At 60.2% G+C, this 14,759-nt stretch carries 17 protein-coding genes; 8 read left to right on the top strand and 9 right to left on the bottom strand.

What is annotated here, in order from left to right:
* Positions 1-5 precede the first annotated feature (5 nt).
* From ssuC to B9Z41_RS15060, 3 genes are read left to right on the top strand one after another with little or no spacing between them, the layout of a single operon-like run.
* On the top strand, positions 6-890 hold the full coding sequence (gene ssuC / locus B9Z41_RS15070) for an aliphatic sulfonate ABC transporter permease SsuC (protein WP_233202721.1): 885 nt from the start codon (positions 6-8) through the stop codon (positions 888-890).
* A 14-nt stretch (positions 891-904) separates the two neighbouring features.
* The gene (locus B9Z41_RS15065; RefSeq protein ID WP_100147918.1) at positions 905-1,750 is read left to right on the top strand and encodes an ATP-binding cassette domain-containing protein; all 846 of its coding nucleotides are present in this window, start codon (positions 905-907) and stop codon (positions 1,748-1,750) included.
* A gap of 34 nt (positions 1,751-1,784) precedes the next feature.
* Positions 1,785-2,000 carry a molybdopterin-binding protein gene (locus tag B9Z41_RS15060; protein WP_100147904.1) on the top strand — a complete coding sequence of 72 codons (216 nt, stop codon included), beginning with the start codon at positions 1,785-1,787 and terminating at the stop codon, positions 1,998-2,000.
* Between the two features lie 55 nt (positions 2,001-2,055).
* Here B9Z41_RS15060 and B9Z41_RS15055 read toward each other — a convergent pair whose 3' ends face one another.
* The 5 genes from B9Z41_RS15055 to B9Z41_RS15035 form a co-directional block, all read right to left on the bottom strand.
* Positions 2,056-2,796: an amino acid ABC transporter ATP-binding protein gene (locus B9Z41_RS15055; protein WP_100147917.1), complete on the bottom strand. Its 741-nt coding sequence runs from the start codon at positions 2,794-2,796 to the stop codon at positions 2,056-2,058.
* 17 nt (positions 2,797-2,813) lie between these two features.
* Positions 2,814-3,923 (bottom strand): amino acid ABC transporter permease, encoded by a 1,110-nt coding sequence (locus B9Z41_RS15050; RefSeq protein ID WP_100147903.1) that lies wholly within the window; start codon positions 3,921-3,923, stop codon positions 2,814-2,816.
* Positions 3,923-4,948: an amino acid ABC transporter permease gene (locus B9Z41_RS15045; RefSeq protein ID WP_369823349.1), complete on the bottom strand. Its 1,026-nt coding sequence runs from the start codon at positions 4,946-4,948 to the stop codon at positions 3,923-3,925. Before B9Z41_RS15045 ends, B9Z41_RS15050 begins: the two co-directional genes overlap by 1 nt.
* Positions 4,949-5,032: 84 nt before the next feature.
* On the bottom strand, positions 5,033-5,650 hold the full coding sequence (locus B9Z41_RS15040) for a heme-binding protein (RefSeq protein ID WP_158236201.1): 618 nt from the start codon (positions 5,648-5,650) through the stop codon (positions 5,033-5,035).
* A gap of 41 nt (positions 5,651-5,691) precedes the next feature.
* Positions 5,692-6,441: an SDR family NAD(P)-dependent oxidoreductase gene (locus tag B9Z41_RS15035; protein ID WP_100147900.1), complete on the bottom strand. Its 750-nt coding sequence runs from the start codon at positions 6,439-6,441 to the stop codon at positions 5,692-5,694.
* Positions 6,442-6,505: 64 nt separating this feature from the next.
* On the opposite strand from B9Z41_RS15035, the gene B9Z41_RS15030 reads away from it, so the two are divergent.
* Both B9Z41_RS15030 and B9Z41_RS15025 read left to right on the top strand, forming a co-directional pair.
* Positions 6,506-8,176, top strand: coding sequence for an acyl CoA:acetate/3-ketoacid CoA transferase (locus tag B9Z41_RS15030; protein WP_369823348.1), 1,671 nt, complete (start codon positions 6,506-6,508; stop codon positions 8,174-8,176).
* Entirely contained in the window at positions 8,173-8,910 is a 738-nt protein-coding gene (locus B9Z41_RS15025) for an acetoacetate decarboxylase (protein WP_100147899.1), read from the top strand. The genes B9Z41_RS15030 and B9Z41_RS15025 overlap by 4 nt, the downstream gene beginning before the upstream one ends.
* A 39-nt stretch (positions 8,911-8,949) precedes the next feature.
* Here B9Z41_RS15025 and B9Z41_RS15020 read toward each other — a convergent pair whose 3' ends face one another.
* The 3 genes from B9Z41_RS15020 to B9Z41_RS15010 form a co-directional block, all read right to left on the bottom strand.
* Positions 8,950-9,990: an amino acid ABC transporter substrate-binding protein gene (locus tag B9Z41_RS15020; protein WP_100147898.1), complete on the bottom strand. Its 1,041-nt coding sequence runs from the start codon at positions 9,988-9,990 to the stop codon at positions 8,950-8,952.
* Between the two features lie 63 nt (positions 9,991-10,053).
* Complete coding sequence (locus B9Z41_RS15015; protein ID WP_158236200.1) at positions 10,054-10,743, bottom strand: polysaccharide deacetylase family protein; 690 nt, start codon at positions 10,741-10,743, stop codon at positions 10,054-10,056.
* 40 nt (positions 10,744-10,783) lie between these two features.
* Complete coding sequence (locus tag B9Z41_RS15010) at positions 10,784-11,641, bottom strand: slipin family protein (protein WP_100147896.1); 858 nt, start codon at positions 11,639-11,641, stop codon at positions 10,784-10,786.
* Between the two features lie 185 nt (positions 11,642-11,826).
* Between B9Z41_RS15010 and B9Z41_RS15005 the strand changes: the two genes are divergently transcribed.
* Positions 11,827-12,222, top strand: a complete 396-nt coding sequence (locus tag B9Z41_RS15005) for a translational machinery protein (protein ID WP_100147895.1) — start codon at positions 11,827-11,829, stop codon at positions 12,220-12,222.
* A 3-nt stretch (positions 12,223-12,225) separates the two neighbouring features.
* Here B9Z41_RS15005 and B9Z41_RS15000 read toward each other — a convergent pair whose 3' ends face one another.
* Positions 12,226-13,065, bottom strand: coding sequence for a carbon-nitrogen hydrolase family protein (locus B9Z41_RS15000; RefSeq protein WP_100147894.1), 840 nt, complete (start codon positions 13,063-13,065; stop codon positions 12,226-12,228).
* Positions 13,066-13,171: 106 nt separating this feature from the next.
* On the opposite strand from B9Z41_RS15000, the gene B9Z41_RS14995 reads away from it, so the two are divergent.
* Both B9Z41_RS14995 and B9Z41_RS14990 read left to right on the top strand, forming a co-directional pair.
* The gene (locus B9Z41_RS14995) at positions 13,172-13,768 is read left to right on the top strand and encodes an alpha/beta hydrolase (RefSeq protein WP_100147915.1); all 597 of its coding nucleotides are present in this window, start codon (positions 13,172-13,174) and stop codon (positions 13,766-13,768) included.
* Positions 13,765-14,757 carry a sulfate ABC transporter substrate-binding protein gene (locus B9Z41_RS14990; RefSeq protein WP_100147893.1) on the top strand — a complete coding sequence of 331 codons (993 nt, stop codon included), beginning with the start codon at positions 13,765-13,767 and terminating at the stop codon, positions 14,755-14,757. The genes B9Z41_RS14995 and B9Z41_RS14990 overlap by 4 nt, the downstream gene beginning before the upstream one ends.
* Positions 14,758-14,759: the final 2 nt, after the last annotated feature.

The raw sequence follows: 14,759 nt of genomic DNA, 5'->3' as shown, positions 1-14,759 counted from the left end.
GCGTGATGTCTGCCTCGCACGACCCCCAACTCGAAGCCCTGTGCCGCATGGAGTCGGGCCTGTTGCAAGCCAACTGGTACACAGGGTCTCAAGCACCCTGGCTCCCTTGGCAGCGTTTGCGCGACGTGGCCGCAGCGCTGGGGCAGCGCTTGCTGCCTTGGCTGGTGCCTGTGCTGTTGATCAGCCTGTGGCAACTCTCGTCGTTGCAGGGCTGGATCTCGGTGCGCGTGCTGCCCGCGCCGTGGGCGGTGTTGCAAGCCGCCTGGGGGCTGGCCGAGTCGGGCGAGTTGTGGACCCATGTGCAAATCAGCGCCGGGCGTGCCTTACTGGGGCTGGCGGTGGGCGGTGGTTTGGGGTTGGCCGTGGGCTTGTTCACTGGCTCGGTGCGCTGGGGCGAGACGCTGCTGGACTCGACCATCCAGATGGTGCGCAACATCCCGGCGCTGGCCCTGATCCCGCTGGTCATCTTGTGGTTTGGCATCGACGAGACCGCCAAGCTGTTCTTGATTGCGGTAGCGGTGTTTTTTCCGATCTACATCAACACCTTCCACGGCATCCGCAATGTGGACCCGGGTTTGATTGAGATGGGCCGCACCTACGGCCTGACGCGCTGGGGCCTGTACCGCCAGATCATCTTGCCCGGTGCCTTGTCGTCCATCTTGGTAGGCCTGCGTTTCTCGCTCGGGCTGATGTGGGTGATCTTGATCGTGGCCGAGACCATCTCGGCGCAAGCGGGCATTGGCTACCTGACCATGAACGCGCGCGAATTTTTACAAACCGATGTGGTGCTGGTGGGCATCTTGCTCTACGCCATCCTGGGCAAATTGGCAGACCTGTTTGCCAAAGGTCTGGAGCGCTATTGGCTGCGCTGGCACCCCGGTTACCAATGAACCCCGAGCTCAGCATGACACACACCACCTCCCTTCACACCCGCACGCACGCCAGCGGCGGCGTGCGCTTGAGCCTGCACAACGTGGGCAAGCGCTATGGCACACGCCAAGTGCTGCAACACACCGAACTCCACATTGAGCCCGGCGAGTTTGTCGCCGTGGTGGGCCGCAGCGGTTGCGGCAAGAGCACCTTGCTGCGTTTGATCGCCGGGCTCGAAGCACCCAGCCAGGGCGCGTTGCACATCGACGGCCATGCGGTGCAAGGCCTGCGTCAAGACACCCGCATCATGTTTCAAGAAGCTCGCTTGTTGCCCTGGCAGCGCGTGCAAGACAACGTGGCCTTGGGCCTGCCCGAGGCGCAGCGCGAGGCGGCCAGGCGCGTGCTGGCCCAGGTGGGCCTGGGCGAGCGCTTGCACGAGTGGCCAGCCAAGCTCTCAGGCGGGCAACGCCAGCGCGTGGCCTTGGCACGCGCCTTGGTGCACCAGCCGCACTTGCTGCTGCTGGACGAACCCCTGGGCGCGCTGGATGCGCTCACGCGCATTGAAATGCATGCCCTGATCGAGTCGCTGTGGCGCCAACACCGCTTCACCGCCTTGTTGGTGACGCACGACGTGCAAGAGGCGGTGGCCTTGGCCGACCGCGTGATCTTGATCGAAGACGGTGCCATTGCGCTGGACGAACGCATCGACTTGCCGCGTCCGCGCTCACGCGGCGACGCGCGCTTTGCGGCGTTGGAAAAACGCATCCTCGACCGTGTGCTGCAACACCCCGACACCGAAGCGGCCAACGAAGCCCACGCACCCACCCCAGCCAACGACTGGCCGGGCCTGCCTGCGCAGCATGTGCGTTGGGCGATTTAAAAATTTTTCAAAACGGACTTTCAAGGAGAAACCCATGTCCATTCAAGCCATCAACGTACGCAACCAATTCAAAGGCAAGGTGCGTGAAATCATCCGTGGGGATGTGGTCTCAGAGATCGATGTGGAGACCCCTTGGGGCATCGTCACCTCGGTCATCACCACGCGTTCGGTCGACGACCTGGCCTTGGTGGTCGGCTCAGAGGTGGTGGCCTTGGTCAAGTCGACCGAGGTGTCGATTGCCAAGCTGTAGGGCGAAGCTGCAAGGCCAAGCGGTTAGGCCAAGCGGTTAGGCCAAAGGGTCAGGCTCAGTGCCCAATCACCTTGGCCAAAAACGCCTGGGTGCGCGGGTGCTGTGGTTGGTCAAAGAACACCGCAGGCGGGGCTTGCTCGACGATCTGGCCCTGGTCCATGAAGATCACGCGGTCGGCCACGGCCCGCGCAAAACCCATCTCGTGGGTGACGCACAGCATGGTGATGCCTTGCTCGGCCAGGTTCACCATCACGTCCAGCACCTCTTGCACCATCTCGGGGTCGAGGGCCGAGGTCGGTTCGTCAAACAACATGATCTGTGGCGTCAGGCACAGCGCGCGCGCAATCGCCACGCGTTGCTGTTGGCCGCCTGAGAGTTGCAGCGGAAACTTGTGCGCTTGCTCGGCAATGCGCACACGCTCAAGTTGCTGCATGGCACGCTCACGTGCTTGGGCGGGTGAGAGTTGGCCCACCCAGATGGGCGAGAGGGTCAGGTTGTCGAGCACGCTCAGGTGCGGAAACAGGTTGAACTGCTGAAACACCATGCCCACTTGGCGGCGCACTTGCTCGATGGCTTTGACGTCATCGCGCAGTTCAATGCCTGCCACTTCCAGTCGGCCTTCTTGGTGTTCTTCCAAACGGTTGATGCAACGGATCAGGGTCGACTTGCCCGAGCCGGATGGGCCGCAGATGACCACGCGTTCGCCGCGTGCAATCTCTAGGTTGATGTCGCGCAGCACATGAAAGTCGCCAAACCATTTGTTGACCTGGTCGAAACGGATGATGGGGTCGGCCACAGGGCACTCCTTGGGGGTCAACGGTGTGACACCTGGCGTTCAACCCACAGGCTGTAGCGCGACAGGCTCAAGCAAAACACAAAGTAAATCAGCGTGATGAACAGGTAGCCTTCGATCTTGAAAGGCCGCCAGTTCGGGTCGCCTTGCACCGCCAGCCCGAGTGAACCCGACAGCTCGTACAAGCTCACGATGGTCACCAGCGATGTGTCTTTGAAGATGGCGATGAAGTTGTTCATCAGGCCCGGCACCACATGCGCCAGGGCTTGCGGCAACACCACCAAGCGTTGCGTTTGCCAATAGCCCAGGCCCAGTGTGGCAGCGGCTTCCAGCTGCCCCCGTGGAATGGCTTGCAAGCCGCCGCGCACAATTTCGGCGGTGTACGCCCCCGAGAACAAGGTGATGCCCACCAACACCCGCAGCAGCACATCGGGTGAGGTGCCTGTGGGCATGAGCAATGGAAACATGAAGCTGGCCATGAACAGCACCGAGATCAGCGGTACACCGCGTACCAACTCGATGTAGGTGATGCACACACTGCGAATGGCGGGCATCTGGCTTTGCCGCCCCAGCGCCACCAGCACCCCCAGCGGAAACGCCAGGCCGATGGACAAGCTGGCCAGCATCAAAGTCAGCGGCAGGCCGCCCCACTGGTCGGTCGACACGGCGCTCAAGCCCGTGGGCACGCCCCACCAATTGCCGCCACCCATCAAGCCAAAAAACAGCAGCCACACGCCGGCCCATGCCAGAGCCAAACCACGCTTCCAGCACGCCGGCACACAGCTGAGCACCAGCAACAACACCAAAGCCAGCGTGGCCAACACCGGGCGCCACTGTTCCTCAAACGGGTAGCGGCCCAACAGGATCAAGCGGTATTTTTCAGCCACCACGCCCCAGCAGGCGCCGCTGCCGCGCACGGCTTGGCAGCTGTCGGCATCGGGGCGAAACACCGCGTGCCACAGGCCCCACTCCATAGCGGGTGGCACGCACCACGCCAGCCAGGCGATCAGCACCACAGACACCACCGCGTTGCCGGGCGTGCCCCACAGGTGGCGCTGGCACCAGGCCCACAGGCCGCCGTGTCGGGCGGGCGGGGTGCGTGCGGCGATCAGTTCAGCAGGCTGCGCCATCACCGTTCTTTCAGCGCCACGCGGCGGTTGTAGGCGTTCATCAGCGCGGCGGTCAGCAGCGACAAGCTCAGGTACACCGCCATCACCAAGGCAATGCACTCCACCGCACGACCAGTCTGGTTGAGCGCGGTGTTGGAGATGTTCACCAAGTCGGGGTAGCCAATGGCCACGGCGAGCGACGAGTTTTTGATGAGGTTGAGGTACTGGTTGGTCATGGGCGGCACGATCAGGCGCATGGCCTGTGGCAGCACCACCAACCGCAAGGTCAGCCACGGCGACAGGCCCACACTGCGCGCGGCCTCGGTTTGCCCTTGGGGCACCGACAGCAGGCCTGCGCGCACCACCTCGGCCACGAAGGCTGAGGTGTACAAGGTCAGGCCCCAAGTCAGCGCTAAAAACTCGGGGCTCAGGCTGGCACCGCCCAGCACGTTGCCGTCTTGCCAGATGGGCAAGTCCCACAGCCAGCGGCCATCCAGGTGCACCAGCCAGGGCAGGGTCAGGCCGCTCTTGCTCAAAAACAGCAGGTCGGCCACATGCAGCGGTGTGTCACTGTCAGGCATCCATTCCACCAACAGCACGTACCACATGAAGAGTTGCAGCAACAAGGGGATGTTGCGAAACAGCTCGGTGTAGGCATAGCACAGGCCTCGCGCCAGGGCGTTGCCGGACAAGCGCCCGATACCCAACAGCGTGCCCCACAGCGTGCAAGCGACGATGCCGATCAGCGACACGCGCAAGGTGTTGAGCAAGCCCACCACAAACGCCTGCCAGTAGGGCTGGGTGGCGTCAAAGGGAATCACCGACTCGCCAATGTCAAAGCCTGCGGTGTCCCACAAAAAATCAAACCCGCTTTGAATGCCACGCGCACGCATGTTGGTGAGCGTGTTGCTGAGCAACCAGCCCACCACGCCCAGCAACACGGCGATGAGCGCGGCTTGGTAAATCAGGGCGCGGGTGCGGCGGCTGTTCCAGTGCATGGGGCGGGGTGAGAGGGGAGGTGGTTGCATGCGATGACGCTGCATGATAGTGGCGTTGCACGCCACCCTTGGCTGCCTCCCTTAGTCATGACACCCATGCCACCTTTATCCAACTTAGGCGCGGCCCAAATGTCAGGGGTTAGAGACCTCAATCAAGATCGCATTGCTTCTCACCATGGGAAGCGTCCAGGGCAGATCACGGTTGGATGTTTGAGGTGTTGCGATGACTTTGAGTGATCGTTGCGTGGCCCATTGAATGGCCTCATTCGTTTTCTTTTCAAGTTCGGCTGAGTTTTTCAAGCCAGAGTGCTTGAGGACCACAAAGTACTTGCTTGGAACTTCTCTCAGGCTGACCGCCATGTCCTTGGGCTCAGGAATCGGGGGCGATGTGTATGGGCTGGAGATCACAAATTTGATGCGCCATTTGTTCGCACTCAGCACATGGGTTGTCGTTGTGAGGGGCTCCACGATCACCGGCACGGTCAAGGCAATTTTTGCTGCACGCTCCGATTCAGGCAGCGGGTTATTTTCAAAGATGAAGTCGGCAATCAGTCGAAAGCTTCGGTTGGAGGCTTCCACAATGTCGCCGTCCACCACCGTCTCTACAATCAGGACGGGGGCGTAGCGCCGAATCTCGAAGGGGCCTTCAGCCGAAAGCACTTCGTAGCTCGGTTCTTCAATGGCTGTGGCAACTTGCCCCCATGACAGCCCGTGCAGCAGGCACAAAAGTAAAAGTATGCGTTTGTTCACAGAGGGTCCTTGTGCTGTGTTGCGCCTATCGCCGTGCGGCATCAGCGCGCCAGATAACCACCATCCACCGGGTAAAAAGCGCCGGTCACGAACGATGCCCGGTCAGAGGCCAACCAGGCTACCAGCTCAGCCACTTCCTCGGGGCGGCCTAAGCGGCCCAAAGCGTGTGCGGCCAGCAACGCTGCATAGGCGGGTGGGTCGTTCTCCAGCGCCTCCAACATCGGGGTGTGGATGTAGCCCGGCCCCACCGCATTAATGCGCAAGCCCGAAGCACCGTATTCCCACGCCGCCGTTTGGGTCAGTCCGATGACGCCATGCTTGGCCGCCACATAGGCCGGAGCGCGCGGCCCGCCCACGGCACCCAGCACCGAGGCGATGTTGATGATGGTGCCTTGGCCCCGAGGCAACATGGCGGCAATCTGCGCTTGCATGCCATAGAAGACGCCGCTGAGGTTGGTCTGAATCACCCGATCCCAGCCGTCTAGCGGATAGTCAGCCGTCAGTGCGCTCGGGCCGCCAATGCCGGCGCAATTGCAGGCAATGTCAAGTTGGCCAAAGCGCGCCAGGGTGTCACGCACCAGTTGGTGGCAGGCGTGGGCAATGCCAGCATCGCTGGTCACCGCCCATGCCTCACCGCCTTGCGCCCGAATCAGCGTGGCAGTTTCTTCTGCAAGCGGCAGGTTGAGGTCGGACACGACGATCTGGGCACCCTCGCGCGACAGCACCAAAGCAATGGCACGGCCAATGCCTGAGGACGCGCCGGTGACGAGGGCCACTTTGTTTTTGAGCATAGAAAAAGTCATGTGCTGATGATGCACGGCACAAACTTTTTCATCCGTTCGCCACCCCACAGACATGGCCATGCCGCGTCGCGATGATGTGCCCACACCCAGAAAGAGCCCCAACCTCATGCGACACGCCGATGCCAGAGTCCGCACCATCCCTGCCAGCAAAGTGGTGACGGCCGCAGAGGCGGTGCGCCTCATTCCCCACGGTGCCACCTTGGCCACCGGTGGTTTCATTGGCATTGGTTTTCCTGAAGGCTTGGCCATCGCGCTGGAGCAACGCTTTTTGGGGCAAGACCCCTTGTCGCCGCCCGGTAGTCCCCGTGGCCTGACCCTGGTGTATGCCGGTGGCCAGGGCGATGGCAAAGACCGTGGCCTGAACCACCTCGCGCATGCGGGGTTGTTGCAGTGCGTGATTGGCGGCCACTGGGGCTTGGCACCCAAGCTGCAACAGTTGGCGCTGACCAATCAGATCGAGGCCTACAACCTGCCGCAGGGTGTGATCAGCCAGTTGTTTCGCGACATCGCGGCGCACCGACCTGGGCTGATCACGCAGGTGGGCTTGGGCACTTTTGTCGACCCGCGCCAAGGCGGTGGCCGCGTCAATGCCTGTAGCCTGCGTGCGCTGGTCGATGTGCTGCACATCAATGGTTCGGAGTATTTGCACTACAAAACTTTTCCCATTCACGCCTGTTTGCTGCGTGGCACGTCTGCCGATGAAGATGGCAACACCAGCATGGAGCGAGAGGCGCTCACGCTGGACACCCTGGCGATTGCCATGGCCACACACAACGCAGGCGGCATCGTCATCATGCAGGTGGAGCGTTTGGCCAAGGCCGGCTCCTTGCCCTCACGCCAGGTGCGCATTCCCGGCATTTTGGTGGACTATGTGGTGTTGGCAGAAAAGCCCGAGCACCACATGCAGACCTTTGCCGAGCCCTACAGCCCCGTGTTTTCTGGCGAGCTGCTGGCCCCACCGATGGCCCATGTGGCAACCCCCTTGAACGTGCGCAAAATCATGGCCCGGCGCGCCGCGCTGGAGCTGCGCGCCCATGACATCGTCAATCTGGGGGTGGGCATTCCAGAGTGCCTGGCAGACATTGCGGCAGAAGAACACATGGTCGACCTGATGACCCTGACGGCAGAGCCCGGCGTGGTGGGTGGGCTGCCTGCCAGCGGTTTGAGTTTTGGTGCGGCCACCAACGCCCAGGCCGTGTTGGATCAACCCTACCAGTTTGATTTTTACGATGGCGGTGGACTCGATATTGCATTTCTCGGACTGGCACAGGTTGATGCCAAGGGCCATGTGGACGTGAGCCGATTCAATGGGCATCTGGCTGGCGCGGGTGGGTTCATCAGCATCAGCCAAAACACCCAGCGGGTGGTGTTTGTCGGCACCTTTGGCGCAGGGCACTTGGTGGCCGAGGTGGTGGGTGGCCAGTTGACGATCACGCGCGACGCTGACGTGAACAAGTTTGTCACAGCCGTCGAGCAAATCACCTTCAACGGCAGCGATGCGGTAGCGCGTCAGCAGTCGGTGTTGTATGTGACCGAGCGCTGCGTCTTTCGCTTGACGGCAGCCGGCCCCGAGTTGATGGAGATCGCGCCAGGCGTCGATTTGGAGCGCGACATCTTGGCCCGCATGGCGTTTCGACCCTGCATCTCGCCCGAACTCAAGCTCATGGACGCGCGCATTTTTAGCGAAGCCCCCATGGCTTTGCGCGAGGCCATGCTGTCATGAACATCCAAGACATCAAGGCCCATGCCTTTGCCATGCCGCTGACCAGCCCGGCCTTTCCGCGTGGCCCCTACCGCTTCACCCAACGGGAGTTTTTGGTCATCACCTACCGCACCGACATGGAGGCGCTGCGTGCGGTGGTGCCCGAACCCTTGGAAATCGAAGAGCCGCTGGTGAAGTTTGAATTCATTCGCATGCCCGATTCGACAGGCTTTGGCCATTACACCGAAGCGGGTCAAGTGATTCCTGTGCGCTGGAACGGCACGCGCGGTTCTTACGCCCATGCCATGTACCTCAACGACCACCCACCCATTGCCGGTGGGCGCGAGCTGTGGGGTTTTCCTAAAAAGCTGGCCAGTCCCAAGCTGCATACCGAGATCGACACGCTGGTTGGCACCTTGGACTACGGCTTGGTGCGCATTGCGCAAGCCACCATGGGGTTCAAGCACCAAGAGGCGGATACCGCCTCTGTGTTGGCCTCACTCGCAGCGCCTAATTTTTTGCTCAAGATCATTCCGCATGTCGACGGCACAGCGCGCATTTGTGAACTGGTGCGCTACCACACCACCGAGGTCAGGTTGCACGGGGCTTGGAGTGGCCCCGGTTCACTGGCCTTGTATCCCCATGCCCTGGCACCAGTGTCTGAGCTGCCGGTGTTGCAGGTGGTGTCGAGTTTGCATTTTGTGGCAGACCTGACCTTGGCCTTGGGTGAGGTGGTGCACGACTACTTGGCCTGAGCCGGTCAACGCACCCAAGCCCCTAAGCCCTTCGTAGCCTCAACGAATCGGAATGGCGTATTGCAAGCCACCTTTGTTCCACTGGGCGTTGAGGCCGCGCTTCAAGGCGAGTGGCGTTTTTTCACCCAGGTGACGCTCGAACATCTCACCATAGTTGCCCACAGCGGTGATGGCACGCGCCAACCAGTCGCGGTCGAGCCCCAGCAGCTTGCCGGTGTCGTCGGACTTGCCGAGCAGGCGCAGCACCACCGGGTCGGTGCTCTCGGTTTTGAGACTCTCCAGGTTGGCGGTGGTGATGCCCACTTCTTCGGCTTCGATCAAGCCGTAGACGGTCCACTTCACAATCGCCAGCCATTCATCGTCACCGCGGCGCACCAAGGGGCCCAGCGGTTCTTTGGAAATCAGCTCCGGCAAGATCACATGGTCTTTGGGAGTCTTGGCTTCTTTGGCGCGGATTGCGGCCAGGCCCGAAGCATCGGTGGTGTAGGCCTTGCAGCGCCCCGCAAAGTAGGCCGCGTTGGCCGCGTCAAATTTTTCAAACACCACGGGTTTGAGGTCGAGCTTGTTGGCGCGCGAAAAGTCGCTCAGGTTTTTTTCGGTGGTGGTGCCCGATTGCACGCACACCGTGGCCCCTTTGAGTTGCTTGGCGCTCTTGAGGTTGGCTTTAGCAGGCACCATGAAGGCTTGGCCGTCGTAAAACGTCACGGCGGTTTGGTGCAGGCCCAGCGACGCATCGCGCGTGAGTGTGAAGGTGGTGTTGCGTGACAGCACATCCACCTCGCCCGATTGCAGCGCGGTGAAGCGCTGTGGGGCGGACAGGGGCACAAACCGCACTTTGTTGGCGTCAGCCAGCACCGCAGCGGCCACAGCGCGGCACACGTCCACGTCCATGCCACTCCACTTGCCTTGGCTGTCGGCGGCCCCAAAGCCCGCCAAGCCCGTGTTCACCCCGCACACCACTTGGCCGCGTTGTTTCACCGCGTCCAGTGTTTTGCCTGCCCAGGCTTGCGACAAGCACAGGCCCAGCGCAGCCATGGCCAGCCAGGTGCGCAAAGAGGTGTGAATCAGAGGGCGTGTCATGGATGCTCCAGCGTGAGAAAAGGACTGCGCATTGTCTGTCAAACCATGTCGTGCCAGAAAGTCTCAGGGGACCACGCGCAGATCCACTTGGTCCAGGCGAACAAACACAAAGCCGCGGCGTAACAACGCCAACAAACCGCTCGACAAGCCTTCAGCGGTTTGCGAGGCAGGCTTGTTCATGTGGGCAATGATGACGTCTCCGCCTTTGACGTGTGACAGCCGCTTTTGAATGGCCGCTTGGCTGAGGGTGGCCCCTGCATCGGCATTGACAGAGAAGCCTGCAATGCCAAATCCGAGTTGTTTGATTTCTTTCAGGGCTTGGGTGTCGTATTCGGCCGTGGCGCCTCGGTACCAACGGGGCGCGATGCCCATCATGTCGGTGATGGCTTTGGCCCCTTCTTGGACTTCTCGGCGCAAATGCAACAGGTCGGGCTCACCCGGTATGCCGTAGACCCGACGGCCTTGCCCGATCACGGCGGGGATGTGGTTTTCGCCGTGGTTTTCCACGTCAAACAGATCTCGATGCGCTTTGATGATGGCCACCCCTTGGGGGTTGTTCACCAACCACCGCTTGGTGGCAAAGAGCGTGGCGGGTATGCGGTTACGAATTAGAAACTCGATCAAGTCGTCGTCAAAAGCCCCGGTGCATGCATCGAGCGTCAGGGCCACTTGTTGGGGGGCCTTGGCGCCAGCGATGGTGTCGTGTACTTCAATCAAAGGCTGTGCCCACAGCAGGCTTGGCGCGATGGCCAAAGCAAAGGTGCACAGCCGTTGGCGAATCCACGAGGTTAATTTATTTTTCAGGGGTGGGTGCTTGACGGGCCAGCCCCACGGCCACCGCGGCGACGTCGGTGGGGTTCATGCTGTCAACCATGGCGCTGGGGATCAAGATGGTGGCTCCACGCTCTTTGGTGGTTTCGTAAATGATGTTCATCGCGCGCAGTTGCATGGCACCGGGTTGTTCGGCATAAATTTTGGCGGCTTCGACAAACTTGGCGGCGATTTCTGCCTCGGACGTGCCCAAGATGATGCGTGCTTGTTTTTCGCGCTCGGCCTGGGCTTGGCGCGACATGGCGTCTTGCAAGGCCTCAGGAATCGCAACATCGCGAATTTCAACCGCGCTCACGGTGATGCCCCATTCCTGGGTTTTTTGCCCAATCGTTTCACACAGGTGTTGGTCCGCTGTTTTTCTGTCAGACAAAAGCGCGGAGAGCATAGAGCTGCCAATCATTTCACGCAGCGATGTTTGCGCGACACGGTCAATGGCTTGTTGGTAATCGGTGATGGCAAGAGCGGCGTGTTCGGCATCGTGGACATGCCAAAAAATAATGGCATCGACATTCACCGGCACGGTGTCTTTGGTCAAAGCCTGCTCTGCGTTGAAGGCCGTGGTTTGAATGCGTTCATCGATGATGGCCACGATGTCGTCGATGAACGGGATGATGAAAAACAAGCCCGGCCCTTTGACGCCATGCAACTTACCGGCCCGAAGAACCACAAACTTTTCCCAGGTGTTGGCCATCTTGAGAGAGAGAAACACCAAACCCGCCAGGCCGAAAAAGAACAGTCCGATGTTGTGTTGACCCAAGGCCGTCAGCGCCAAGCCGATGCCCGCCAACACAACAGAGACAAAGAGGGTGATGGAATTCATGGCGGACCTTAAGGGTGAAACAGATGTCTTTCATCGTATACCCAAGCCTGTTCGTACTCAATGGATGGGCGTGCGCGAACGCACAGTGCAACACGTGGTTGTTGCAGATACTTGCGACTTGCTTGATGTGACGCAAACACAGGGCCGTGAATTGGCAAGACACTCAAAACTCAACAGGAGAACTTATGTCGTTTAACCATGCCGTCGTTTGGATCGATCACCAAGAAGCCCACATCATCCATTTCAATGCAGACAGCAGCACGCGAGAGCTGGTCAAAACCAACTCGAAACAAGCGCATCTGCACCACCATCGGGGCACCTTGGGCAGCGGCAAGGCTGAAACCAGTCAGAGCTACCTGCATGAGGTGGTGACGTCTATCGCAGATGCCAAAGAGGTGTTGGTGGTGGGACCAGGTTCAGCCAAGCTGGAGTTCATCAAGCACGTGCACCACCATGACCCACATGTGGCCCAAAAAATCTTGGGCGTCGAGACGGTGGACCATCCCACCGATCCACAGCTGCTGGCCTATGCGAAAAAGTGCTTCTTGAGAATTGATGCCCTCAAAGGCGACGATTTTTGACCATCAAATCTCGATGGTTTTCAGTTGGTAGGGACGCGTGTGCTGCAAGCTAGGCAGCTTGTTGCGCGCTTGCTGGACTTGGGATAAATCGAGCGTTGCCATCAGAACGCCCGCGCCTTCGGGCTTCTCGGCCACGACCTCGCCCCACGGATTGACCACCAGCGAGTGACCATAGGTGGTGCGCCCATCTTCATGCTGGCCGTGCTGTGCCGGAGCCAGCACAAAACAACCTGTTTCGATGGCACGCGCGCGCAGCAGCGTGTGCCAATGCGCTTCTCCCGTCGGCACTGTGAAGGCGGAGGGCACGGTCAAGATGTCTGCACCCGCAAGCGCCAGGTCATGGTAGAGCTGAGGGAAGCGCAGGTCGTAGCACACCGTCATGCCCAGCGCGTACTGAGCGCCTTTGACCAGCACCGCTTCTTGGCCTGCCACAAAGCGCGCAGATTCTTGATAGCGCTCACCTTCGCCTAAGTTCACATCGAACAAGTGGATCTTGTCGTAGTGCGCCACCACGAGGCCTTCTTTGCTGATGAAAAAACTCCGATTCGCCAGTCGTTTCGCTTCGACTTGGATGGCCATGGAGCCAATCAACACATCCATCTGGTACTGACGCGCGAGGTTACAAAAAATTTTCAAAGAAGGGTCGTCTTCTTGCGTGTGAGCTTTCGCCAATAAGGCACCGGGACGGCGGTCGAGCGCCGACGTCATTTCTGGCGTGACCAACAAAGCGGCGTTGTCGCGCGCAGCTTGCTGAAAGCCCAATTGCACTGCCGCGATGTTGACCGCTACTTCTGTACTGGCGCGCATTTGCAAGAGAGCGACTTTGAGGAGATGGGGGTTCATGGTCTTGATTGGATGGGTGTGGCTGACTTTTATATACGAAGTTGGGCATAAGCAAACAACGATTGATTCGTTGTTGATTCGAGACTGGCCTCACACAATGCAGGCCATGTCTTCTTCTCCCACACTCATCATCGTGCCCGGTTGGCGCGATTCAGGCCCCGGCCACTGGCAAAGCCTGTGGGCCGACGGCTTGACGCATGCTGTTCGGGTGCAGCAAGACGATTGGATGCAACCCACCCGCAGCGCCTGGGTGCGCAGCATTGGCAACACCGTGTTGGCACAAGACGGCCCGGTGGTGTTGGTGGGCCACAGCTTGGGCTGCATTGCCATCACGCATTTGCCGCCCGAGGTGGTGACACGCGTTCAAGGCGCTTTGTTGGTGGCCCCGGCCGATCCAGAGCGGCGCGCGCCTTTGGTCGACTTTGCCCCGGTGCCTTATCAGCCTTTGCCGTACCGCAGTGTGTTGGTGGCCAGCAGCAACGACCCGTACTGCTCGGTGCGCACAGCGGGCGCGTATGCGCGTTCGTGGGGCAGTGAATTTGTGCGTTTGCAAAACGCCGGCCACATCAACGTCGAGTCGGGTTTTGGCGACTGGCCGCTGGGGCTTGCGCTGTTGCAGTCCTTGGTGGGCAAGCCTTTGGCGTTGAATGCGCCGGGCAGTGTGAGCGCTTCTGTTTCTCCTCTTCACCTTCAAACCGTATGAAAAAACTGATTCGCACCACCTGTGCGCTGGCGCTGCTGACCCTCACGTCGTGGGCCTCAGCACAAACTTTGTTGAATGCCTCGTACGACGTAGCGCGCGAGTTTTACAAAGACTACAACGCGGCCTTTGTGGCCCATTACAAAAAGACCACCGGCAAAGACGTCAAGATCGACCAAGCCCATGGTGGCTCCAGCGCGCAAGCGCGTGCCGTCAACGATGGCCTCGACGCCGATGTGGTGACCATGAACACCACCACCGACATTGAGTTTTTGGCCAACAACGGTGTGGTGGCCAAAGACTGGGCCAAGCGCTTTCCCAACAACGCGTCGCCCACCACGTCCACCATGCTGTTTTTGACGCGTAACGGCAACCCCAAAGGCATCAAGGATTGGGACGATCTGATCAAACCGGGTGTGCAGGTGATCATCGTCAACCCCAAAACCGGCGGCAACGGCCGCATGGCGTATCTGGCGGCGTGGGCCTATGCACGCAAGAAGGGCGGCACCGATGCGCAGGCAGCGGAGTTTGTTGGCAAGCTGTTCAAAAACGTGCCGGTCTTGGCCAAAGGCGGACGCGATGCCACCACCATCTTCTTGCAACGCAACATCGGCGATGTGTTGGTGACGTTTGAATCTGAGGTGATCTCGGTTGACCGCGAGTTCGGCACGGGCAAGGTCGATGCTGTGCACCCCAGCGTGAGCATCGTGGCTGAGAACCCAGTGGCGGTGGTTGAACGCACTGTGGCCAAAAAGGGCACCGGTGAATTGGCCAAAGCTTATTTGGACTACCTCTATTCCGACGAAGCGCAAGAGATTGCGGCCAAGCATGCCCTGCGCCCACGTTCTGCGGCTTTGTTGAAGAAATATGCCGCCACCTTCAAGCCCATCCAGTTGGTGCCGGTGAGTGAGTATTTCGGCTCCTTGGCTGAGGCGCAGAAAGTGCACTTCAACGACGGTGGCCAGTTCGACAAAATTTACACGGTGAAGTAAGC

It is taken from the genome of Limnohabitans sp. JirII-31, assembly GCF_002778315.1.
Taxonomy (GTDB): Bacteria; Pseudomonadota; Gammaproteobacteria; order Burkholderiales; family Burkholderiaceae_C; genus Limnohabitans.
The sequence above is the reverse complement of the archived record's forward strand: the minus strand, read 5'-3'. Positions and strand labels throughout refer to the sequence as shown.

Coding starts and splice junctions, on each gene's coding strand:
- ssuC (WP_233202721.1), top strand. CDS start 6: ATGTCTGCCTCGCACGACCCCCAACTCGAAGCCCTGTGCCGCATGGAG.
- B9Z41_RS15065 (WP_100147918.1), top strand. CDS start 905: ATGACACACACCACCTCCCTTCACACCCGCACGCACGCCAGCGGCGGC.
- B9Z41_RS15060 (WP_100147904.1), top strand. CDS start 1,785: ATGTCCATTCAAGCCATCAACGTACGCAACCAATTCAAAGGCAAGGTG.
- B9Z41_RS15050 (WP_100147903.1), bottom strand. CDS start 3,923: ATGGCGCAGCCTGCTGAACTGATCGCCGCACGCACCCCGCCCGCCCGA.
- B9Z41_RS15035 (WP_100147900.1), bottom strand. CDS start 6,441: ATGCTCAAAAACAAAGTGGCCCTCGTCACCGGCGCGTCCTCAGGCATT.
- B9Z41_RS15030 (WP_369823348.1), top strand. CDS start 6,506: ATGGCCATGCCGCGTCGCGATGATGTGCCCACACCCAGAAAGAGCCCC.
- B9Z41_RS15025 (WP_100147899.1), top strand. CDS start 8,173: ATGAACATCCAAGACATCAAGGCCCATGCCTTTGCCATGCCGCTGACC.
- B9Z41_RS15020 (WP_100147898.1), bottom strand. CDS start 9,990: ATGACACGCCCTCTGATTCACACCTCTTTGCGCACCTGGCTGGCCATG.
- B9Z41_RS15010 (WP_100147896.1), bottom strand. CDS start 11,641: ATGAATTCCATCACCCTCTTTGTCTCTGTTGTGTTGGCGGGCATCGGC.
- B9Z41_RS15005 (WP_100147895.1), top strand. CDS start 11,827: ATGTCGTTTAACCATGCCGTCGTTTGGATCGATCACCAAGAAGCCCAC.
- B9Z41_RS15000 (WP_100147894.1), bottom strand. CDS start 13,065: ATGAACCCCCATCTCCTCAAAGTCGCTCTCTTGCAAATGCGCGCCAGT.
- B9Z41_RS14995 (WP_100147915.1), top strand. CDS start 13,172: ATGTCTTCTTCTCCCACACTCATCATCGTGCCCGGTTGGCGCGATTCA.
- B9Z41_RS14990 (WP_100147893.1), top strand. CDS start 13,765: ATGAAAAAACTGATTCGCACCACCTGTGCGCTGGCGCTGCTGACCCTC.